Origin of the sequence: Pseudomonas sp. HN11, from assembly GCF_021390155.1 — a bacterium.
Classification (GTDB): Bacteria; Pseudomonadota; Gammaproteobacteria; order Pseudomonadales; family Pseudomonadaceae; genus Aquipseudomonas.
In genome coordinates, this window is the sequence record NZ_CP089985.1 from 4,849,025 (window position 1) to 4,870,570 (window position 21,546).

The 21,546-nt window shown below is 59.0% G+C and carries 17 protein-coding genes and 1 pseudogene; 5 read left to right on the top strand and 13 right to left on the bottom strand.

Going from position 1 to position 21,546, the window contains the following annotated elements:
- The first annotated feature begins 153 nt into the window (after positions 1–153).
- Positions 154–6,081, top strand: coding sequence for a dermonecrotic toxin domain-containing protein (locus LVW35_RS22090; protein ID WP_233892033.1), 5,928 nt, complete (start codon positions 154–156; stop codon positions 6,079–6,081).
- Positions 6,082–6,090: 9 nt separating this feature from the next.
- Here LVW35_RS22090 and LVW35_RS22095 read toward each other — a convergent pair whose 3' ends face one another.
- From LVW35_RS22095 to acs, 8 genes are all read right to left on the bottom strand, one after another.
- Positions 6,091–7,071: a GlxA family transcriptional regulator gene (locus LVW35_RS22095; RefSeq protein ID WP_233892034.1), complete on the bottom strand. Its 981-nt coding sequence runs from the start codon at positions 7,069–7,071 to the stop codon at positions 6,091–6,093.
- Positions 7,072–7,228: 157 nt separating this feature from the next.
- A complete protein-coding gene (locus LVW35_RS22100) occupies positions 7,229–7,993 on the bottom strand; it encodes an ABC transporter ATP-binding protein (RefSeq protein WP_233892035.1) in 765 nt (254 codons plus the stop codon).
- Between the two features lie 27 nt (positions 7,994–8,020).
- A complete protein-coding gene (locus LVW35_RS22105) occupies positions 8,021–9,133 on the bottom strand; it encodes a succinylglutamate desuccinylase/aspartoacylase family protein (protein WP_233892036.1) in 1,113 nt (370 codons plus the stop codon).
- A gap of 1 nt (position 9,134) precedes the next feature.
- Positions 9,135–9,833, bottom strand: a complete 699-nt coding sequence (locus LVW35_RS22110; RefSeq protein WP_010208307.1) for an ABC transporter permease — start codon at positions 9,831–9,833, stop codon at positions 9,135–9,137.
- A complete protein-coding gene (locus LVW35_RS22115; protein WP_010208305.1) occupies positions 9,830–10,519 on the bottom strand; it encodes an ABC transporter permease in 690 nt (229 codons plus the stop codon). The genes LVW35_RS22110 and LVW35_RS22115 overlap by 4 nt, the downstream gene beginning before the upstream one ends.
- A gap of 91 nt (positions 10,520–10,610) precedes the next feature.
- Complete coding sequence (locus LVW35_RS22120) at positions 10,611–11,396, bottom strand: ABC transporter substrate-binding protein (protein WP_233892037.1); 786 nt, start codon at positions 11,394–11,396, stop codon at positions 10,611–10,613.
- A gap of 585 nt (positions 11,397–11,981) precedes the next feature.
- Positions 11,982–13,204 (bottom strand): IS3 family transposase gene (locus LVW35_RS22125; RefSeq protein ID WP_233892000.1). Its coding sequence is split into 2 segments (ribosomal slippage): positions 11,982–12,853 and positions 12,853–13,204, totalling 1,224 coding nucleotides; the frame shifts between segments, so codons are not numbered across the junction.
- A gap of 114 nt (positions 13,205–13,318) precedes the next feature.
- Positions 13,319–15,274, bottom strand: a complete 1,956-nt coding sequence (acs, locus tag LVW35_RS22130; protein ID WP_033902234.1) for an acetate--CoA ligase — start codon at positions 15,272–15,274, stop codon at positions 13,319–13,321.
- A gap of 398 nt (positions 15,275–15,672) precedes the next feature.
- Here acs and LVW35_RS22135 point away from each other — a divergent pair, with 398 nt between their 5' ends.
- Positions 15,673–15,942: a DUF2790 domain-containing protein gene (locus LVW35_RS22135; RefSeq protein WP_233892038.1), complete on the top strand. Its 270-nt coding sequence runs from the start codon at positions 15,673–15,675 to the stop codon at positions 15,940–15,942.
- A gap of 147 nt (positions 15,943–16,089) precedes the next feature.
- Here the strand turns inward: LVW35_RS22135 and LVW35_RS22140 are convergent, their stop codons facing one another.
- A complete protein-coding gene (locus LVW35_RS22140; protein WP_233892039.1) occupies positions 16,090–16,503 on the bottom strand; it encodes a type II toxin-antitoxin system VapC family toxin in 414 nt (137 codons plus the stop codon).
- Complete coding sequence (vapB, locus tag LVW35_RS22145) at positions 16,500–16,730, bottom strand: type II toxin-antitoxin system VapB family antitoxin (RefSeq protein ID WP_233892040.1); 231 nt, start codon at positions 16,728–16,730, stop codon at positions 16,500–16,502. Before vapB (LVW35_RS22145) ends, LVW35_RS22140 begins: the two co-directional genes overlap by 4 nt.
- A 484-nt stretch (positions 16,731–17,214) precedes the next feature.
- Here vapB (LVW35_RS22145) and LVW35_RS22150 point away from each other — a divergent pair, with 484 nt between their 5' ends.
- The 3 genes and pseudogenes from LVW35_RS22150 to LVW35_RS22160 all read left to right on the top strand — a co-directional run bounded on the left by LVW35_RS22150 (position 17,215) and on the right by LVW35_RS22160 (position 19,418).
- Positions 17,215–18,465 (top strand): ribonucleotide-diphosphate reductase subunit beta, encoded by a 1,251-nt coding sequence (locus LVW35_RS22150; RefSeq protein WP_233892041.1) that lies wholly within the window; start codon positions 17,215–17,217, stop codon positions 18,463–18,465.
- Between the two features lie 65 nt (positions 18,466–18,530).
- Positions 18,531–18,701: pseudogene (locus LVW35_RS22155) on the top strand (HNH endonuclease); the annotation flags it as partial.
- A gap of 72 nt (positions 18,702–18,773) precedes the next feature.
- Entirely contained in the window at positions 18,774–19,418 is a 645-nt protein-coding gene (locus LVW35_RS22160; RefSeq protein ID WP_122728393.1) for an HAD-IB family hydrolase, read from the top strand.
- Between the two features lie 26 nt (positions 19,419–19,444).
- On the opposite strand, the gene vapC is transcribed toward LVW35_RS22160, so the two are convergent.
- The 3 genes from vapC to LVW35_RS22175 form a co-directional block, all read right to left on the bottom strand.
- A complete protein-coding gene (gene vapC / locus LVW35_RS22165) occupies positions 19,445–19,849 on the bottom strand; it encodes a type II toxin-antitoxin system tRNA(fMet)-specific endonuclease VapC (RefSeq protein ID WP_043205781.1) in 405 nt (134 codons plus the stop codon).
- Positions 19,842–20,081, bottom strand: coding sequence for a type II toxin-antitoxin system VapB family antitoxin (gene vapB, locus LVW35_RS22170; RefSeq protein ID WP_080589294.1), 240 nt, complete (start codon positions 20,079–20,081; stop codon positions 19,842–19,844). Before vapB (LVW35_RS22170) ends, vapC begins: the two co-directional genes overlap by 8 nt.
- A 373-nt stretch (positions 20,082–20,454) precedes the next feature.
- Positions 20,455–21,414: a LysR family transcriptional regulator gene (locus LVW35_RS22175; RefSeq protein ID WP_233896534.1), complete on the bottom strand. Its 960-nt coding sequence runs from the start codon at positions 21,412–21,414 to the stop codon at positions 20,455–20,457.
- Positions 21,415–21,546: the final 132 nt, after the last annotated feature.

Below are 21,546 nucleotides of genomic sequence, written 5' to 3' on the forward strand. Positions count from 1 at the left end.
CAATGCGACAAATAGCGTCGCAAAGGCGCAGTTTAAACTGCCGCGCAGGTTTGCGGCAGGATGAATGCGGGCGCCGCGCCCTAACTATCTAAGCTCATGCGCCGCCGTGCGGCTGATCTACTGGCAGTTTTCATAGCTCCAGAGATCAACCCTATGACCACCACCTTCATCTCGCCCCCGTTGGCCGAAGACACGCGGCACCCAGACAACCACTACGCCCCGCTGCAAAACAGCTTCCCGGACTGGCTGGGCCAGGCCTCCACCCGCAGTCGGGCCGCCCTGAAAAGCGCCAATCCCAGGCACGCCAAGGCCATGGCCACCGCCCCCGCCGCGCACAAGAGCCGGTTGCAGCAGTTGACGACCGAGCACTGGAAAGCCCGCTCCCGCGTCGAGCAGACACTGGAGAAGCTTCAGGATGCAAAAGCATTCGCCAAGCCGATCCTCGAAGACGCCCTGCTCTCCCGTTACGGCCTGGACCTCAACACCGACACGCTGTTCCTGCGTCTCTACATTCCTCAGCACCTGCCGTGGTTCCCCGCCGTCGGCTCCGGTGGTGCACGCGCCTTGACCGTATCGCTGCTGGACGCGGCGCTGCACAATTTTGATCTCAAGGAGACCCGCCCCGACGCCTACGAGGCGCAGTCGAGCTATATCACCCGCCCCTCCGGCAGTGGCCAGTTCGACACCTTGCCGGCGGTCAAGCAGGTGCTGTCGATTCCGGCCTTCATTGGCCTGTGTCGCGAGTTGGACATCGGTGCCCGCTACGCTCGCCATTTACGCGCCGAATTGGGCATGGATGAACCGCTCGCCAGTGCCGTGCTGCAACACAAGGTTGTCGCCAGCCAGAAGGCCGCCCTGCGCGCATCACTGCAACTGGCGCGCCTGCAAGGCGATATCCAGGCGGACTACGCCCTGGCGATCGACAACCTGCTTGCAGATCACCCCGGCGTGACCTTCAACCGCCTGCCGCTGCGCTGTCACGCCCTGAGCATGATGGACGTGCCGCTCACCGGCATTCTGCTGTTCGCGCCGGACCTGGAGCAAACCCGTACTGTGCAGCGCCTGGTGACCTACATCCCCGACGACCCAAGGCACCCGATCAAGGAGTACGCCTCGGCACGGGCCTTCCAGCGAGCGCTGACACAACAGTTGCGCGAGGAAACCTACCAGCGATTCTTCAGCCGCTTCATACCCCATGACCAGCTCGGGGTCTTTTTCGCCAGCCTCAACCAGCGCCTGGCCAAAATCACCTGGCATCCGTACCAGCCCGGCAGCGGCCTGGCGTCCTGGCGCGAAGAACCCAGTGCGGCGCCCAAGCTGCAATTTGCCGCATCGGCGATCGGTGGCGACCTGTGGCAGCACCAGTACCAACAGAGACTCAACAAATTGCTGAATGACGCACGTACGCGTGCGGTGCCCACCGCCGATGCAGACCGCAATGCCCGCTGGGCGAGATGGGATGCGCTGGTCAACGTCGCGTCTTCGATTCTCAACGCCGTATTGCTGGTGGCGGCGCCATTCATCCCCGGCCTAGGCGAACTGATGCTGGGCTACATGGCGTACCAACTGCTGGATGACGCCTTCGAAGGCATCGTCGACTGGGCTGAAGGCCTACGCACCGAGGCGTTCGGCCACCTGATGAGCGTGCTCGAAACCCTGGTGCAAGCCGGTGCCTTCGCCGCCGGCAGCACCATTGGCGTCACCGAACTGCGCAAGCTATTGCCTGAGGACGTGCGCGCATTCATCGACCGCTTCAAGCCCGTGACCCTGGCCGATAGCAAGACCCGCTACTGGAAACCGGACCTTGGGCCTTACCAGCAAACCCTCAACGTGCCGGCCCGCCTCGGCCATGACCGGCTGGGACTGCTGCGCATACGCGACGAAAACATCCTGGCGCTGGCAGGCAAGCACTATGCCGTGGAGAAAGTCACCGACACCGAACAGTACGTCATCAAACATCCCACCCGAACGGACGCCTACCGCCCCGTCCTGACTCACAACGGTGCCGGCGCCTGGCACACGGAACTTGAAAATCCCCTGCACTGGGACCAGCCGACCCTTCTGCAGCGCCTGGGCCACCCCGTGCGCCAACTCAGTAATAGCGACCGCGCCCTGGCCCTGCAATTGAGCGGTGTGGAAGAGGCCGCCTTACGCAGGATGCACCTTAACGGCGACCCACTGCCGCCGCTGCTTGCCGACACCCTGACACGGCTGCGCATCGACCGCGCCATCGGTCGGCTGATCGAACAACTGCGCAGCGACGATCCAGCGGTCTATCACGCCATCGACCCGCAGGATCAACTGCAACTGCTCACCAGCTACGGCTATTGGCCCGCCTCCAAGGCCCTGCGTTTTCTCGATGCCCAGGGCAACATTGTGTGGCGCTTCGGTGAGAACCACCGCCCCGTGGTGCAGGTGCATGAGGCTCAGTTGAGCAACGGCGATTTGCTCAAGACCGTCCTCGAGGCCCTCACACCCGACGAAATCCGCGCCTCGTTCGGCGAGCGCGCCAGCGACCCGCAATTGAGCCTGGAAACCCGCGCCAAACACTTGCGCCGTCGGCTGGCGGACATCGCCGAACGCCAACGCGCGCAATTGTTCGACTCACGCTACAGGCCCCTGCAACACACCTCGGATCCTGGGACGCAACGCTTGATAGACGCGGCGCCGAGCCTGCCGACCGAGGTGGCCGAGCATTTGCTCAGCCATGCCACTGGCGCAGAACTGCAGGCTCTCGACCAGCAACGCACCCCGCCGCGCCTGGCCGAACTCGCACGTGCGGCGTGGCGGGAGGTACGCCTCAACCGCGCCTATGAGGGCCAGCATCTGGTGGTGGCGGACAGCCTGGACACCGACCGACTGGCCATGAACTCACTGAAACTGCTACCCGGCTGGTCTGCGCGCATACGCCTGGTGGCGCGGCATTACTCGCTGCAGGGCGAGGTATGGAACAGCGTCGGGCCTGAGGATGCCCGTATCGTCCGGACACTGGTACGCACCCTCGACGGTCGCTACGTCCCCTACAACGGTAGTGGCCCGTTGTTCGGTGAGACCGACCTGTACAGCGCCATCCTCAAGGCCTTGCCCGACGCCCAGCGTAATGCGTTGAATATCCAGGTCACCGACAGCGTCGAACTCAAGCGTCGCCTGCGCCAGCAGCCCCTGCCCCGCGATGCGCTGCGGGTAGTGCTCGATGAGGGCGTGCCAACGCCACCTACGCGGGAAACGTTGCGCCTGCTCGGCAACAACGACGGTTACGTCGCATTACCGGCGCCTCGCCAGCAACAGCCGACCTTGTTGGAACGTGCCGGGCGGCTGTACCCACGCCTGGATAGCGCACGAATCCGCGCCCTCGTCGAGCACCTGGACCGCCAGCCGGGTGGAGCGGCCAATCGCCTGTCAGCTCTGGCCGAGGAATATCGGCAACTGCAACTCGACCTCGCCGAGTGGCGCGGCGCCACGCCGAACCAGCACCCAGTGACCGGCCTGGCCTTGTCGGCGGTCGAGCGCCGCTACGACCAGCGCAATCGCCAGCATCTGGCGCAACGCATCGAGCAGGCCTGGCGCCGGGAGAGCGAAATCGACAGCTACTTCGATGACCCGACACGTGATGGTTATTCCCTGCGACTCAACCTGCCGATCATCGGCCCACTGCCCAGCCTGACGGCCAGCTTTGAGCATGTGTCATTGCTGTCCCTGGTCGGCGCACGTGCCAGCCAAGGTGCGCAGGCGTTTCTTTCCAGGTTTCGTCAGGTGCGCCATTTGGATGTCCGCAACGTCTCCCTCGGCAACCTGCCTTTGCAGGTGCATACCTGGCCCAACCTGAACACGCTCAGTCTGAGCGATTGCAACATTGTGTTGACCGCGGCCAATCAGGCTGAACTGGCCTCGATGAGCCGCCTGCATACCCTCGCACTCGACCACAACCCTTTGGGCCAGGTGCCCAGCGTGGAAGCCATGCGCGACTTGATCGCCCTGGACCTGACACACACCGGCATCGATCAGCTGCCGCCCGGCATACTCAGCCGCACCGACCTGGAGGCCGCCATACTGAGCGAAAACCAGATAAGAGAACTGCCAGATGCACTGTTCGAACAACCTGTGAGAATCAGCCAAAAATTCGACTTATCGAAAAATCCACTGTCGACACCCACCCTGCAACGCATAAAAGCCTATTTCCAGACCCATGGCGCCCATTGGGAGGCCGATGCCCACCCTGCGGACATCCGTGAAGCACAACAGCTGTATCCCTCGCTCGATGGCAACGCGATCAACCGGTTCATTTTCTCCCTGCCCGGCGATATCGAAGCCGGACGCATTGAATTGGCACGCCTGGCTGCAGAACTGGACACCCTGCAGCAGGAACTCAGCACCTGGGCCGAAGTGCCCAGACTTCCCCACCTGGAACAGGCTCGGCGCCGAGCGTTGCAGCAGTTGCTGGAACAAAGCTGGCGCAGAGAACCACCGCAGGAAACACACCTGGCCCGCTCGCTGGCGATCCCCCCACCGCTGTCCGGCGACCTGCCCACCCTCGGCACCCGCTTCAGACACGTGCGCTCTCTGGTCATCCAGGGCAACGGCCGCGCTTTGCGGCCTGAGGGGTTTCTCGAGAGCTTCCCCGATCTCGACATCCTCAATATCGAAGACGCGAGGCTTGGGCAGATTCCCTCTTCGATACTGGCCCGCCAGAACCTGACGTTCCTCAGCCTGCAACGCTGCGCCCTTATGTTGTCGCCAGCGGACGCGCAGGCCCTGCAGGGCATGCAGGGCCTGGAATACCTGGACCTGAGCAACAACCCCCTGGGCCTGATACCGGATTTTCATCAATTGCCTAATCTGGCCAGCGTATTGCTGAGTAACACCGGCTTGCAGGAGGTGCCCAACAGCCTGATCAGCCATGTGCCGCGCAACAGGGTGGACCTGAGCCACAACCTCATCGAACACCTGCCGGCGCCGTTGTTCGATCTGCCGGCATCGGTGAGCCGGGCTTTCGACCTGTCCGGCAACCTACTGTCCACTACGGCGCTGGAGCAGATCAAGCGCTACAGCCAGGCACGGCAGGAGCATTTCAACGCCCAGGCACCCGAGGCCGACCGCCAGCGCCTGCTAAGGCTCTACCCGACCTTGACGCCGGGCGAGGCCGATCGGTTCGTGTTTCAATTGCCCGGCACGATGCAGTCGGTAGCAGGCGCCCTGGCCAGCCTTGAAGCCGAGTACGCCCAACTCAGCACCGACCTGCACCAGTGGATGCTGGACGTGCCCGAGCGCCATCCGATACTGGATATTCCACTGGATGAAGCGGAACGCGCGCGCCAGCAACTGTTACGCAACGACTTCAAGACCCTGCTGGAACAGACCTGGCGGCGCGAGGGCGAAGAAGATGAAGAAAGCCTGGATGAGACGCTGACCCACGCCTTGATCATGGACACGCCGATCATGGGCAACCTGCCGCAGCTCAGCGCGCGATTCGAGCATGTTTCCTTGTTTCAATACATCGGCGACGGCGGCACCACCGCAGTCGATGGCACCTTGCAATGCTTCCCCATGCTGCAGTCGTTGAGCCTCACTCAATGTCACCTGGGCGCAATTCCCACCTCGGTGTTCAACATGTCGCGATTGTCCAGCCTCGACTTGTCCAACTGTGCAATCACCCTCACGCCGACTACCAGTCGCACCCTGGGTGACCTGACGGAGATAGATTTCCTCGACCTGAGCGACAATCCTTTGACCCTGGCACCGGATGTCAGCCAATTGAGCCAAATCACTTCGTTGCATTTGCGTAACGCCCGGCTCAACCAGTTGCCCCAAGGTGTATTTTCACTGCCTAGCCTGCACACCCTGGACCTGAGTCAGAACCAGATCAGCGAGCTCACCAGCGATTTGCTGGAGATGATGTCCACTTTCAACGAAGACTCGGACTTGAGCGAGAACCCGTTGTCCGCGCAGAGCATCGGCTACCTGCGCACTTACTACGAACGCACCGGTATTGATTTCCAGGTGGCAGAGGCGACTGTCGATGAGCAAGGTAATGCGTTGACGCCGCCATTGGACCAGCCCACCCCGAGCCCACAGGAGGAGTGAATGTCCACCTCAACCGCGCTCGGCAGGCACCGACGACAGCTCGAACGGGCTGCTGCTGCGCCGTTGGTTACGGTCTTCACGAGGGGTCGCGCCAAAGAAGTTGCGGTAGGCGCTGGAGAAATGCGGCCCCGAGGAGAAGCCGCACGACAGGCCGATCTGGATGATCGACTTGCTGGTCTGCATGAGCATTTGGCGCGCTTTGTTAAGGCGCAATTCCAGGTAGTACTGACTGGGGACACGGTTGAGGTATTGCTTGAAGATGCGTTCGAGTTGTCGTCGTGACACACACACGTGCTGGGCGATTTCGTCGGTGGTCAGCGGTTCTTCGATATTCGCTTCCATCAACAGAACAGCCTGGGTCAACTTCGGATGGCTGGAGCCCAGGCGGTTTTGCAGTGGAATGCGCTGACGCTCGCCGCCTTCGCGGATGCGCTCCACCACCAGTTCTTCTGAGACGGCGCCGGCCAGTTCGGCACCATGATCACGGGCCAACACCGCCAACAGCAGGTCGAGTACCGACATGCCACCGCAGGCGGTGAGACGGTCGCGGTCCCAGTCGAACAGGTGGCTGGTGGCGATAACCTTGGGGAAACGCTCGGCGAAATCGTCCTGCCAGCGCCAGTGCACGGCGGCGCGGTAGCCGTCGAGCAGACCGAGTTGGGCCAGCGGGTAGACACCCGCCGACAAACCGCCGATCACACACCCGGCGCGGACCAGTTGCTTGAGCGCGGTGCTCAGTGGCGAGGCGATGACGGTGGGCGGCTCATCGGCCAGCAGGAAGAGCTTCTGGAACCCTTCGAGCTTGCCGGTCCACGGCTCGCCCGGTAGTTGCCAGGCGCCTTCGGTAGCAGGCTCGGCTTGCAGGAATGACAACTCGTAGACCACGTCCGGATGCACCCGCTGGGCAACGCGCAAGGCCTCCTCAGCCAGCGCAAGCGTCAGTGCTTTTGTGCTGGGCCAAATCAGGAAACCAATTTTATGGGCGGTCATGGAGTGCTATCCGAAGCGAAGAACGGTAATGAAGGGGTGGGCTAATGCTAGCCCGTAAACCCACACAAATCTGTAAAGCTGATGACTTTCCAAATGCGGGAGGTCGACCTCAAGACTGTGGAGCATGCACTAACTCAGTGCACAAAAGCAGTCTTGATTATTTCAAACTACCGGACAGGAACTGCTGCAAACGCTCGGACTGCGGGTTCACCAGCACTTCGCGCGGGTTGCCACGCTCTTCAACGATACCTTTGTGCAAAAACACCAGTTGGTTCGACACTTCACGGGCAAAGCCCATTTCGTGGGTCACCACCACCATGGTGCGGCCTTCCTGGGCCAGGTCCTGCATCACCTTGAGCACTTCGCCGACCAGTTCCGGGTCCAGCGCCGAGGTGGGCTCATCGAACAGCATCACCTCCGGCTCCATCGCCAGGGCACGGGCGATGGCCACGCGCTGCTGCTCACCGCCGGACATGTGGCCGGGGAACGCATCTTTACGATGGCCCACGCCGACCTTGGCCAGGTAGTGCTCGGCCTTTTCACGGGCTTCTTTCTTCGACACGCCCAGCACGTGCACCGGGGCTTCCATCACGTTTTCAATCGCGGTCATGTGCGACCACAGGTTGAAATGCTGGAACACCATGGACAGGCGCGAACGCATGCGTTGCAGTTGCTTAGGGTCGGCGGCCTTCATGGCACCGTTCTTGTTGGCCACCAGTTTCAGCTCTTCGTTGTTGAGCAGAATCTTGCCAGCGTGAGGTTGCTCCAGCAGGTTGATGCAGCGCAAAAAGGTACTTTTGCCCGAACCGCTGGAACCGATGATGCTGATAACATCACCGGCCGCGGCGGCCAGGGACACGCCTTTGAGCACTTCATGACTGCCATAGCGTTTATGCAGGTCTTGGACTTCAAGTTTGTACATGCGGTCGGTTCTCACAAAAACAGGTGGTCAGTCGTTGAGCAAGCGCCCGCGACGCAGCGCTTCGCGCCCCGCCACCTTGGCCAGCCAGAAACCCGCTTGGGCATAACGTAGCCGTTCAACGGCAAACAACACCCCCGAAGTGCCTGCGCAAATTGTGCTTACGCGGTCTTCCAGGGGGTCAATCACTTCAAAAATCGGCTCGCCTTTTTCGATCCGCTCACCGGCTTTACGCAGGTAGCTGATCACCCCGGCGTGGGGCGCGAACAGCAATTCGGTACCTTCGAAGGGCACGCCTTCACAGGGTTCGAATTGTGGCGCAGGCCACTCACCGTTGATCAGGCCCTGTTCGGCGAGAAACGCGAGAATGCCTTCGCCGTGGAAGATCGCCTCGTCGCGGCCGGTATCGGCTTGACCGCCCAACTCCAGCGTAGTCGCCAGGCAGGCCAGCGGAATCTGCGCCTCAGGGAATGCCCGGGACAAACGCAGCCACGGCAGCGAGCAGGCCTCATCGAACGAACTGCCGCCAGAGTCCTCCGCCAGCAGGCCGACTTTCACATTCAGATGCGCCGACAATGAGCGCCACTGCGGCCAGTGCTGCGGCAGCGCGTACATGTGCAGCGCGGCTTCAGCGTCGCAATGCAGGTCCAGCACCACATCGGCGGTGCAGGCGTGGCTCAGCAAGATGCGCTGCATGCCTTGCAGCTGACTGCTGGGTTCGGGCAACGCATTGAGCGCGTCGGTCATTGCCTGACGGATCATGCGCACGTTGGCGTGAGGATCATCGCCCAACTTGCCGCCGAGCAACTCAGCAACCGGCTCGCTCAACTCAACGAAATCACGGTTGAAGTTCTTGCCGCTGCCCACCTCGAATCGCCCCTGGTGACTGCCTTGCAGCAGCTGGCCCAGGCCCATCGGGTTGGCAACCGGCACCAGCTCGATCACGCCATTGAGCGCGCCCTGCTGCTCCAGTTCGGTGAGACGTTTTTTCAACTCCCAGGCGGCACGCATGCCGGGCAATTCATCGGCGTGCAAGCTGGCCTGGATATACGCCTTGCGCTCGCCCTGGCCGAAACGGAACACACTCAGTTGGCGCTCGCAGCCCAGGTGCCCCCACGGCAACAGATGATCGATACGTTCCATATCAGTGCTTCCGTGGAGCCAGGTAACTCAGCCAGCGGCGCTCGGCCAACTTGAACAGGCGCACCAGGATGAAGGTCAGGCACAGGTAGAACACGCCGGCGGTGATGTAGGCTTCGAACGGCAGGTAGAACTGGGCGTTCACCGTGCGCGCGGCACCGGTGATGTCGATCAGCGTGACGATGGACGCAAGACTGGTGGTCTGCAACATCATGATCACTTCGTTGCTGTACTGCGGCAGCGCGCGGCGCAGGGCCGACGGCAGCAAGATGCGCCGATACAGCTTATAGCGCGACATGCCCATGGCCTTGGCCGCTTCGATCTCGCCATTAGGGGTGGCCTTGAGACTGCCGGCGATGATCTCGGCGGTGTAGGCGCTGGTGTTGATCGCAAACGCCAGGCACGCGCAGAACGTGGCGCTGGACAGCAGCGGCCACAGAAAACTCTCGCGCACCGCTTCGAACTGGGCCAGGCCGTAGTAGATCAAAAACAGCTGCACCAGCATCGGCGTGCCACGGATCACATAGGTGTAGAGCCAGGCCGCACCGTTGACGATCGGCTGCTTGGACACGCGCATCAGGCCCAAAGGCAAGGCGGCGAGCAGGCCGAAGAACAGCGAGATGGCGAGCAGTTTCAGGGTGGTCAGCAGGCCGCCAAGGTACAGCGGCATGGCCTCCCAGATGACGTTGTAGTCGAAGATCATAGATCAGCCGCCCTTACGCCTACCGAGTAGCGCTTCTCAAGATGACGCAAGGCCAGCAACGACACGCTGGTGATCACCAGGTACATCGCCGCCACTGCGAGGAAGAAGGTAAAAGGTTCGCGGGTGGCGTCTGCCGCCTGCTTGGCCTTGAACATCATGTCTTGCAGGCCCACCACCGAAATCAGCGCAGTGGCCTTGGTGAGGACCAGCCAGTTGTTGGTGAAACCGGGGATCGCCAGCCGGATCATCTGCGGCACCATCACCCGGAAAAACACCTGGAAACTGCTCATGCCATACGCAAGGCCGGCCTCGGCCTGGCCCTTGGGAATGGCCATGAAGGCGCCGCGGAAGGTCTCTGACAGGTAGGCGCCAAAGATGAAACCCAGGGTGCCGATACCGGCGGCCAAGGGGTTCAAGTCGATATAGTCGTCGTAGCCCAGCATCGGCGCGACGCGGTTGAGCAGGTCCTGACCGCCGTAGAAAATCAGCAGGATCAGCACCAGGTCGGGGATCCCGCGGATCACCGTGGAGTACAAGTCACCCAGCCAGGCCAACCAGCGCACCGGCGACAGGCGTAAAGCGACCCCGATCAGACCCAGAACAATGGCCAAGGCCATGGACGACAAGGCGAGCTGAAGCGTCAACCATGCGCCATCGAGGATGACGGCCCCGTAGCCTTTCAACATGATTCAGGTCCTCGAAAAGGGGGATGAAAAAATGGCGCAAACCTCAGGAATTCTGTTGCTTGCGCCATTTCGGACAGACAGCTAAGACGATTTACTTGGCTTCAGGGCCGTAAATGTCGAAGTTGAAGTACTTGTCCTGGATAGTTTTGTACTTGCCGCTGGCACGGATCGCCGCGATAGCCGCGTTGATGCGGTCCAGGTTTTCCTTGTCGCCCTTGCGTACTGCGATGCCGATACCGTCGCCGAAGTATTTGGCATCGGTGAAGGCTGGGCCGGTGAACGCGTAGCCCTTGCCAGCCGGGGTGTCGAGGAAACCTTCCTGCAGCAGGGTAGCGTCAGCGACGGTACCGTCGAGGCGACCGGCCTCCACGTCCAGGTAGATTTCGTTTTGCGAGCTGTAAGGCACAATGGTGGCGCCTTTAGGGGCCAGAACTTCCTTGGCGAAACGATCGTGGATCGAACCACGCTGTACACCGATCTTCTTGCCCTTCAGTTCGTCCAGGCTGTCGCTGACCGCGGTGCCTTCCTTCAAGACCAGGCGTGCTGGGGTAAGGTAGTAGCGGTTGGTGAAGTCCACGGACTTCTTGCGGTCTTCCGTGATGGACATGGACGACAGGATCGCGTCGATCTTGCGCACTTTCAGCGCCGGGATCAGGCCGTCGAACTCTTGCTCGACCCAGGTGCACTTGACCTTCATCTCTTCGCACAGGGCATTGCCGATGTCGTAGTCAAAGCCGACGATGCTGCCATCGGGGGCTTTGGAGGCAAACGGAGGGTAAGCCGCTTCGATACCAATTTTCAGAGGCTTGCCTTCAGCGAAAGCCTGCATGGACAGCACGGACAGCGCCAGGGCGCCCAACAGCACGAGTTTCTTCATCTTGGGACTCCATCGGTATAGGGCAAAACAGCAGTATGAGCCATGGCCCACGATGCGACTTAAGGGAAACCGAATTGCGGTGCTGCGTCCCACACCAGCTACACACTGGAGACGACGAGCGAGTGATCGGCATTCTAACGACAGGCCGGAAGCCGATATTTCCTCAATGCGACAACAATTTACAGAAGCACTGAGAAAGCGGTTTCAGCTCATTGACAGCCTCTGGATTTTATGCAGAGACAAAAGACATTAAACCTGTAGACGCTGCAAATTGCGGGCCTATTATTCGCAAACCCTTCTAGCACAGCAAGTCTGGCGTTTAATCTTATTTTCCAGGGTGTCTAAAACGCGGTTTTTCGGGCATCGGCGTAGCACTTTGCCTCATGTTTGGGCGGTGGGTTACACATTTACGCTCGACGGTAACATCCAGAAACCTCCTACGAGAGAAACCGATATTTATTGGCTTGATAGTCATGCACGCCTGTCGTACCACCACCAATGCTCGCCATGGAATGCACTCCAACAGGTGATCTCCGCCGTTTGCAGGGTGTCTAGTCCTGAAATAGGTTTACACCTGTTTCAGTCTCAAAACGCTCGATGCACCGCATCGGGCGTTTTGTATTTCAGGGACATGTGTGGCCTTTCCCCGTTGTAGATCAGCACCGACTCACCCACCATCTTCACTGCATCCGCCAGATTTTTAGGGCGATACAGCAGAAACTCGGTCTTCAAAATGCCGTTTATCCGTTCCGCCAGAGCATTCTGGTAGCAGTCATAGCCGTCGGTCATCGAGCATCTGATGCCATGACTGGCGTGCAAGCGCTGATAAAGCTCAGAGCAGTATTGGGCTCCGCGGTCTGAATGATGGATTAGTGGAAGCGTGGTTTGGCGTTCACCAACTGCCTTTTCCATCGCTTTGATCACCGACTCGGTATGCAAACTCGCATGCACATGATGGCCTACGATCTTGCGCGAGTAAGCGTCTGTCACCAGGCTCACATAAGCCACGCTTTCCTGTGTCGGCAGGTAGGTTATGTCTGCAACCCACACCTGCTCTGGCCTGTTGGGTACGATCTGCTTCTGGCCCGCTTTGAGCAGGTTAGGATGGCGGCGAAAGCGGTGATGGCTGTCCGTCGTTTTGTGGTAAGCCCGTTTGCGCACAACCAGTTCTCGAGCGTTGCGCAGGATGCTGAACAGGCGGTCTCTGCCGACCTGCACTGATGCGCCAAATTCGACGCTCATCAGGTAATGCAGCTTGCGCGTGCCGATCCGTGGCTGGCGTCGGCGCTTTTCAAGAACAAAGTCCATCACCTCTTGATCTTGGCGAGCCCTCGCGTCGAAAGCCCGATTTCGTTGGTAATATGCTTGGCGCGAAATGCCCATGAACAGGCAAGCCCTGGTGATGCTCAGGTCTTGGATTTGCCCTTGCGAGAGGACTTGCCGGGTCGCTTTTTTACGACAGAAACACCGTAGTCATTCTTCAGAACATTCACGACGGCTTCGAAGAACTGCGCTTTCTGGTTGCTTAGCGCCAACTGCTCTTCGAGCTCTTTGATCCGCTGCTCGGGTGTTAGCGGGAGGGGTGGCTCAGTCATGGACCTGCTCCTCGGTTCTCGAATTGAGGCGCCCTGACTCCAGTCCTGCCGGCCGTGCTTGCGCAGCCAGACCAGTACCGTGGACCGGCCCTGAATGCCGTAGCGCCGTTGAGCCTCTTTATAACTCAACTCGCCCTTTTCGACCTGGTCTACGACCGATAATTTAAAGGCTAGCGTGTAGTCACGCTGGCTTCGCCTTTTGCCCGCATCCATTGGCTCCTCCTGAAGATAGGTCAGAAGGTGTAAACCTTATTCAGGACGGGACAGGGCTCACAAAAAAGCCCCACACGACTTACGCCAAGTGGGGCTTTATCTGACTATCCCGCCTTATGCGACATTCATGGTCTTGTGCGTCTCAATCAAATGCGCGACCACACCCGGGTCCGCCAAGGTGGAAATGTCACCCAAGCCGTCGTACTCGGCCGTGGCAATCTTGCGCAGAATACGGCGCATGATTTTCCCCGAGCGCGTTTTCGGCAAGCCCGGCGCCCACTGAATCACGTCTGGCGAAGCAATCGGTCCGATTTCCTTGCGCACCCAGTTTTTCAACTCCAGGCGCAGGGCTTCGTTGGGCTCTTCGCCATTCTTGAGGGTGACATACACATAAATGCCCTGCCCCTTGATGTCGTGCGGCACACCGACGACGGCCGCCTCGGCGACTTTCGGATGGGCAACCATGGCACTTTCGATCTCGGCGGTGCCCATGCGGTGGCCGGACACGTTCAACACGTCGTCCACGCGACCGGTGATCCAGTAGTAACCGTCTTCGTCACGACGCGCACCGTCACCGGTGAAGTACATGCCACGGAAGGTCTTGAAGTAGGTGTCGACGAAGCGGTCATGGTCGCCGTACAACGTACGCGCCTGGCCTGGCCACGAATCGAGGATCACCAGGTTGCCCTCGGCAGCGCCCTCGATCAGGTTGCCCAGGTTATCCACCAGCGCCGGCACCACGCCGAAGAACGGACGTGCCGCCGAACCCGGCTTGAGCGCATGGGCGCCCGGCAGCGGGCTCATCATGTTGCCGCCGGTTTCGGTCTGCCACCAGGTGTCGACAATCGGGCAACGGGATTGGCCGACATTCTTGTAGTACCAGTCCCACGCCTCAGGGTTGATCGGCTCACCCACCGAACCGAGCAGGCGCAGACTGCTGCCGTCGGCGCCTTCGCACGCAGCGGTGCCGGACGCCATCATGGCGCGGATTGCAGTCGGCGCGGTGTAGAGGATATTGACCTTGTGCTTGTCGACGATCTTCGCCACCCGCGTGATATCCGGGTAGTTCGGTACACCTTCGAACAGCAGCGTGGTCGCGCCATTGGCCAGCGGGCCGTAGACGATATAGGTGTGTCCGGTGACCCAACCGACGTCGGCAGTGCACCAGTAGATTTCGCCCGGACGATAGTCGAACACGCGCTCATGGGTCAGGGACGCATACAGCAGGTAGCCGCCAGTGGTGTGCTGCACGCCCTTAGGCTTGCCGGTGGAACCGGAGGTGTAGAGGATGAACAGCGCTTCTTCGGCGCCCATCTCTTTTGGCGCGCAGACGGTGCCCGCCACTTTCATCAGGTCTTCGTACCAGATGTCGCGATGCTGGTTCCACTTGATGTTGCCATTGGTGCGTTTGCACACAATGACCTTCTGGATGCTGCTGGTTTCCGGGTTGGTCAGGGCGTCGTCGACATTGGCCTTCAGCGGAATCTTCTTACCGGCGCGGATGCCTTCGTCCGCAGTGATCACTACCTTCGACTTACAGTCAATGATGCGACCGGCCAGGGCTTCCGGCGAGAAACCGCCAAACACCACGGAATGAATCGCACCGATGCGGGTACAGGCCAGCATGGCGACCACGGCTTCGGGGATCATCGGCATATAGATAGTCACCACGTCGCCACGGTGCACATCCTGGCCGCGCAGGGCGTTGGCGAACTTGCAGACTTCTTCATGCAGCTCGCGGTAGGTGATGGTGCGGCTCTCGGCAGGGTCGTCGCCCTCCCAGATGATCGCCGCCTGGTCGCCGCGCTCGGCAAGGTGACGGTCCAGGCAGTTGTAGGAAACGTTCAGGGTGCCATCGGCGAACCACTTGATGTCGACATGGTGATCGTCGAACGAGGTCTGCTTCACCGTGGTGAAAGGCTTGATCCAGTCAAGGCGCTTGGCTTGCTCGCGCCAGAAGCCATCGGGGTTGACCACCGACTGCTGGTACATGGCCTTGTAGGTCGCCTCGTCGGTCAGCGTGTTGGCTGCTACTTCGGGGCGAACGGGGTACAGGGAAGCCGCACTCATCTTTCTTACCTCGGTGACATAGTTGTTGTTGTATGCCCCTGTTGTAGCCGGGGCCGCCCCATAGAACCATTCGACGATGGTAGTAACAAGCCCCTACAAATTGCCCTGATATGCCCCTGCACGGCTCTAGCCCGCGGACCGTGGTGCTTTGCGCCTTTGTGAAAAAAGCTTTACCACAGGATTGTTACAAAAACCGCCAATAGTGTTTATCAAAAGTACGGGTATATGAATATAACATGGCAGCCTAAAATCACTTCCGTCAACACGACACAGTGATTAACAACGCAACAGCCCCCACGAAGGCAACGTTAATCCGAACTTCCCAACTCTTAAGTTACACACGCGGCCTCACAAGGGCCCCGTGACCCCCACTCGCCCTGAATAAGGTAAATAGAGAAATGAAAGCTTTAGTAGTTATGGCCCTCAGCAGCCTGTGCGCCACCGCCGCCCTGGCCGACGAAGCCCCGACTGACGTAGCGGGCCGCAACACCCCGATCGTTGAGAATTACACCTACAGCACCCACTTGGATGTTGCCAAAGTAGTGTCCATGAGCAATATTCCGGAAGTGTGCGAAGTTGTACCGGTGAAGATGGAATATGAAGACTCACAAGGTCAGCGTCATATTCTTAATTACCACGTGATGGGCAATGGTTGTTCTAACGGGTAATAACTTGGTTAGTTTGAAGTTATTCGCCGCAAGAAATCGCTCTTGCGGCAAAGAACCGACCCCAAGCACGACCCCGCCCCAATGTGGGAGGGGGCTTGCCCCCCGATAGCGATAGATGCCACACCCGCCGTGTAAAGACCTACCCAGCTAGTGAACCCAGTCTTCATAAGACAGACCTGTCACGCGACTGAACTCGCGGACATTGTTGGTCACCAAAATGCATCCCGCCGCAATCGCATGCCCTGCAATAGCAGTGTCATTCTGACCAATAACCAACCCCATCTCAGTAAGACTGAGCTTCACATTGACGGTCGCATCCACTGCTGCCAGCCCCCACGGCAGCACCTCATCAAGCCGCTTGACGAAGTCATCCACAAGCACCTTATGTTTGGGCGAAGCCTTTTTACCAATTTGCCCGTAACGCATTTCCGAATACGTAATGGCCGAAATCACGATTCGGTTATTCCGCGCTACCTCCGCCGACAACCGATTCAACACACACTCAGGCCGCTCACGCATGATGAATGAGCAAATGCAGGTATCCAGCATGTAGGTCGTCATAGATTGAACCGGTCCTCATCGCCTATAACGTCGGGGCGCTCTTGGAGGAAATCCTCATCCGCCTTAGGTAACTCAGCAAACGACGTCCAACTCGGGCGCACGGGGCGTAAGGTGATCGTGTCGCCGTTGCGAGTAATTTCGAGTTCACCAACGCCTTCATAAGCCATATCGTTTGGGAGCCGAATGGCCTGGTTTCTTCCGTTCTTGAAAATTGAGACTGTGCGCATGACTGAAACCCCCTGCATATGCTTGACATATGCAATGTAGAGGCACAGTTAACCCTATGCAAGGCATATGGCTTTTTTGCCGACGGTCGGAGGCTACCCACATTCGCGAAAAAAATCCTGACGCAGCAAACCCTTGCAAACCAATACTCTGGCCGTAAGCACTCGCATTTTGGCCGACCACTGTGGCTATCCGCCTCAACACAAAGCGGTTTTTTTCCCCTACAATGCGCGGGTAAATCGGGCCTGCAATATCCCTTTACACTGGGATGAAGAGCCAGACCTGAGGCCTCCCGCAGGAGCAAGCAAACACCGCTCCGCACCTCAAGCCTCACGCAGACCACCCGTAACCCTATTCCGTTTAATGCGTGCGCTAGCTGCAACAAACGATTCCTTAAAATCCACCGCGGCCTCAGGGCCGTGTGAACACCCAACCATCCGGTTTCACACGGGTACCTTTGAGCCCTCACGCAGGAGACGACACGTCATGCTGAGCTGGGACGAATTCGACAAAGAAGAAGACGGCGAAGTAGCCACCAAAGGCGCCAACGCCGGCCACGCCACCGAAGCCAACATGGACCGCCTCGACGGCGACGGCGCCAAAGCCGCCCTCGAAGCCCGCGCCGTCACCGCCAGTGACTCCGCCGCCATCGTGCGCGCCAAGGCCGCCCTGGACAAACTCGACGTCGCCGAAGGCCTCGCCGAACTCGAAGGCGCCTCCGCCCGTGTCGCCGTTGACGAAAAGCGCATGATCAACTGCCGCGCCGACCTCAACCAACTTGTACCCTTCAAGTACGACTGGGCCTGGCAAAAGTACCTCGACGGCTGCGCCAACCACTGGATGCCGCAAGAGGTCAACATGACCGCCGACATCGCGCTGTGGAAAAACCCCGAAGGCCTGACCGACGACGAACGCCGTATCGTCATGCGCAACCTGGGCTTCTTCTCCACCGCCGACTCCCTGGTCGCCAACAACCTGGTGCTGGCCGTGTACCGCCTGATCACCAACCCGGAGTGCCGCCAGTACATCCTGCGCCAGGCCTTCGAAGAAGCGATCCACACCCACGCCTACCAGTACTGCATCGAATCGCTGGCCATGGATGAAGGCGAGATCTTCAACATGTACCACGAGATTCCATCGGTGGCTAAAAAAGCCGCCTGGGGCCTGAAATACACCCGCTCGATCTCCGATCCGAAGTTCGAAACCGGCACCGTCGAGACCGACAAAGAGCTGCTGCGCAACCTGGTCGCCTACTACTGCGTGCTGGAAGGCATCTTCTTTTATTGCGGCTTCACCCAAATCCTGTCCATGGGCCGTCGCAACAAAATGACCGGCGTGGCCGAGCAGTTCCAATACATCCTGCGCGACGAGTCGATGCACCTGAACTTCGGTATCGACGTGATCAACCAGATCAAAATCGAAAACCCGCATTTGTGGGATGCCGAGATGAAGGAAGAAGCGACCCAGATGATCCTGCAAGGGACTCAGCTGGAGATCGAATACGCTCGCGATACCATGCCGCGTGGGGTGTTGGGGATGAATGCGGCGATGATGGAGGACTACCTCAAGTTCATCGCCAACCGTCGCCTGTCGCAGATTGGCCTTAAAGAAGAGTACCCAGGCACTACCAACCCGTTCCCGTGGATGAGCGAGATTATGGACTTGAAGAAAGAGAAAAACTTCTTCGAAACCCGTGTGATCGAGTACCAGACTGGCGGCGCGCTGAGCTGGGATTGATTCCTAAGCCGAACAACCCCATGAAGCCCTGACGTGTTCAGGGCTTTTTTGTGCCCAGCGAATTGCCACTTTTTGAAGCACATCAGGCTGAACACCTCGCCCAGAAGGGTTCGGATCGCATCACCAATGCTGTAGCCTTGTGCCCCAATTGCCATCAGCGTTGTCACCGGTCGAGTGACCGGGATGCCTTCACCGAAGGGCTTTACGCCAAAGTCGGAAGATTGGCACGGGAGTAAACTCCCGCTGTCACACCTGATGCACACTCAAAAAATACTAGATAGGACCGAGGCCAACCCGTGAACCCAGACATGCTCGAAGCCGGCCCCGCTGACGCCAAAGTACTCTCCGTCTTTGACTTCGACGGCACCCTCACCCACCACGACAGTTTCGTGCCCTTCCTCAAGTTTGCCTTTGGCCCCGGTGAGTTCTATGGCCGGATGGTCAAGCTGGCGGTGCCGGGGCTGCGCTTTCTGGTGCGGCAGATCAGCCGGGATGAGTTGAAGGCGCAGTTGATCCGCACCTTTATGACTGGGGTGCAGAAGACGTGGGTGCAGCAGAAGGCCGAGGAGTATTGCCAGCGCAACTGGGCGCGGTTGATGCGCCCGGCGGGGGTGCTTTCGGTGGAGCAGGAGTTGGGCTCCGGTGCGGAGGTCACACTGTGTTCGGCGTCGCCGGCGTTGGTGTTGCAGCCGTTTGCGAATCGGCTCGGGATCAAGTTGATTGGGACTGAGCTGGAGGTGGTCGACGGGGTGTTGACCGGTAAGCTCACCGGGAACAACTGCCGCTGTGAGAACAAGGTGCTGCGACTTGAAGCGGTGTATGGGGATTTGGGCGAGTACCGGCTGCGGGCCTGGGGCGATACGCGTGGGGATCGGGAGTTGTTGGCGGCGGCGCAGGATGCGCATTTTCGGCATTTTCATGCGAAGAAGAAGCGGGCTCGTTTGCAGCGGTGATGCGGGTGGGGTTGGCCAGATACTCGCTAGGCGCCTATCCAGTTTTCCACAATCAAGCCATTTACGCGCTTGAACTCACCCTCATTGTTAGTCACCAACACCAAGCCTGAGCTTCTAGCGTGCCCGGCAATGTGTAGGTCATTGACGCCAATAGGCGTGCCCTTTTTCTCCAGGTCTGAACGGATCGAGCCGTAGTGAAAAGCCGCCTTGTCGTCGTAGCTAAGGACATCGAGCCGGGAAGAGAAGTCTTCCACGGCGCGCGTGTTTTTTTCTACAAGCTGACTCTTTTCTGCGCCATGCATCAGCTCTGCGAGGGTGATTGAAGAGATCACCATGCGCCCTACGTTGGCGTTGAATTTCTCCAGTATCTCAATCGGCCGACGCTTGATGATGTAGATCACGATGTTGGTATCAAGCATGTACTTAATCATCAAAGGACTCTCGTTCTTGCTGGGTTTGATCAGCGCGCTCCTCCATAAAATCCTCAGATACCGATTCACTGGCAAGAAAAAAGCTGTCCCAAGTGTTTTCCACAGGCGAAATGATCAGCTCTCTCCCTACAGCACGGACCTCGACAGTTTTCACTCCCGCAGGAAAACGCATGTCGGCAGGGATGCGGATATTTTGCGTCCGATTGTTAGTAAAGATGGTTCCAGAAGACATAGAGAACACCTCTCTGGGTAGGGAAAGACCAAGAAGAATGATAGATCGAGGATGCTCTATTGCATAGCTCTATGGCAGCTGTCCGACGAATGTCTTTTCGTAGCGCACTAGCATGGGGGACTAGGGGTCAATCATCCAATTCACCCTCCTGATAGCTGCTTGTTGCTTCCTACTATCAGGAAAATGCTAATGCACTCTGAAATTCGCTAACAAATCGGCTATCCGCGTTGAAAACGATAACGGTCCGTAGAGATGCGATATGAGGTCGTGGGCTCGACAGGGAAACCGAGTCGATCCCTTCGCAGCCTCTCTGAAGCTCGACAGCTCCCACATTTGATCTTCGCCAAGCCCAGATCCGTGTTTGGCAGAAGGTCTATGCAGTGGTTTTGAGGTCTATGCCCAGGGCTGTGGCGAAGGCTTTTACCATCGGGCTGCGCGGGGCGTTGTGGCGCAGGATGAGGTTGAAGGCTGTGCTCAGGTGAACTTGCTGCGGGCACAGTGCGCGCAGGCGCCCCTCTCTAACCAAGGGCATGGCGTAGTGTTCGGGCAAGAAGCCGAGGAAACTGCCAGTAAGGATCAGGATCGCGACGGCTTCGACTTGTGAGGCCGAGGCGGACTGGCTGTCATAGTTGACGAAGTTGGCCTTGTCGCGGTGGATCGCATACCGATGGTTCACCACTTCGTATTGGCGCAAGACCTCGGGCGTGATGTCGTTTGCGTCGAAGAGTGGGTGTCCTACGGCACAGTAGGCGTGGGCCTTTTCTTCATACAGCGGGAAATAATCGAATTCTTCGCGGCGCTGGTACACCGGCACGATGCCGACGATCAGCCGCCCTTCGACCACGCCACGCTCAACTTCGTCCAATTGTGAGGCGTGTAGCCGTAATCTGATTTTCGGCGACTCGCTATGTAACTTCCCCAACGCGGCAATCAGCGGGGAATTAACATCGGAGACGGTGTTATCAATAACGCCCACACTAAGGTCGCCAATAAGCTCGTTTTGCGCCGAACTAAGCTTGTCGCGAAAACTGTCCACTGAGGTAAATAACTCGATGGACGCCTGATACACCAACTTGCCTTCTTCGGTCAGCCCGAACCCTTCCCGGCCCCGCGTACACAGGCGCATGCCGATGCGAATCTCGAGGTCGGAGATTTGTTTGCTGATGGCCGCGAGCCCCACGTTCAGCTCGTTTTGCGCGGCACTGAAGCCGCCCGCTTCGACCACGGCCATAAACACGCGCAGCAATTTGAAGTCCAGCCCGCTCAACTGCAGGGGCGGTCTTGTGCCGGGTTTTGGCGCCAGGTTTCCAGAAGTGGAAAGTGGAGTTTCCATAATACGCGTTGACCTCAAGTGCCATATTCAACAGGCTTCAACCCAATCCTTGAACATAGCCAGGCGGCGATAATGAACATAAACATCCGCCCTTGGCAACCTTGAATACAGCGCGTCAGACGCTGGTTCAGT

Coding starts and splice junctions, on each gene's coding strand:
- LVW35_RS22090 (WP_233892033.1), top strand. CDS start 154: ATGACCACCACCTTCATCTCGCCCCCGTTGGCCGAAGACACGCGGCAC.
- LVW35_RS22095 (WP_233892034.1), bottom strand. CDS start 7,071: ATGACCGCCCATAAAATTGGTTTCCTGATTTGGCCCAGCACAAAAGCA.
- LVW35_RS22100 (WP_233892035.1), bottom strand. CDS start 7,993: ATGTACAAACTTGAAGTCCAAGACCTGCATAAACGCTATGGCAGTCAT.
- LVW35_RS22105 (WP_233892036.1), bottom strand. CDS start 9,133: ATGGAACGTATCGATCATCTGTTGCCGTGGGGGCACCTGGGCTGCGAG.
- LVW35_RS22110 (WP_010208307.1), bottom strand. CDS start 9,833: ATGATCTTCGACTACAACGTCATCTGGGAGGCCATGCCGCTGTACCTT.
- LVW35_RS22115 (WP_010208305.1), bottom strand. CDS start 10,519: ATGTTGAAAGGCTACGGGGCCGTCATCCTCGATGGCGCATGGTTGACG.
- LVW35_RS22120 (WP_233892037.1), bottom strand. CDS start 11,396: ATGAAGAAACTCGTGCTGTTGGGCGCCCTGGCGCTGTCCGTGCTGTCC.
- acs (WP_033902234.1), bottom strand. CDS start 15,274: ATGAGTGCGGCTTCCCTGTACCCCGTTCGCCCCGAAGTAGCAGCCAAC.
- LVW35_RS22135 (WP_233892038.1), top strand. CDS start 15,673: ATGAAAGCTTTAGTAGTTATGGCCCTCAGCAGCCTGTGCGCCACCGCC.
- LVW35_RS22140 (WP_233892039.1), bottom strand. CDS start 16,503: ATGACGACCTACATGCTGGATACCTGCATTTGCTCATTCATCATGCGT.
- vapB (WP_233892040.1), bottom strand. CDS start 16,730: ATGCGCACAGTCTCAATTTTCAAGAACGGAAGAAACCAGGCCATTCGG.
- LVW35_RS22150 (WP_233892041.1), top strand. CDS start 17,215: ATGCTGAGCTGGGACGAATTCGACAAAGAAGAAGACGGCGAAGTAGCC.
- LVW35_RS22160 (WP_122728393.1), top strand. CDS start 18,774: ATGCTCGAAGCCGGCCCCGCTGACGCCAAAGTACTCTCCGTCTTTGAC.
- vapC (WP_043205781.1), bottom strand. CDS start 19,849: ATGATTAAGTACATGCTTGATACCAACATCGTGATCTACATCATCAAG.
- vapB (WP_080589294.1), bottom strand. CDS start 20,081: ATGTCTTCTGGAACCATCTTTACTAACAATCGGACGCAAAATATCCGC.
- LVW35_RS22175 (WP_233896534.1), bottom strand. CDS start 21,414: ATGGAAACTCCACTTTCCACTTCTGGAAACCTGGCGCCAAAACCCGGC.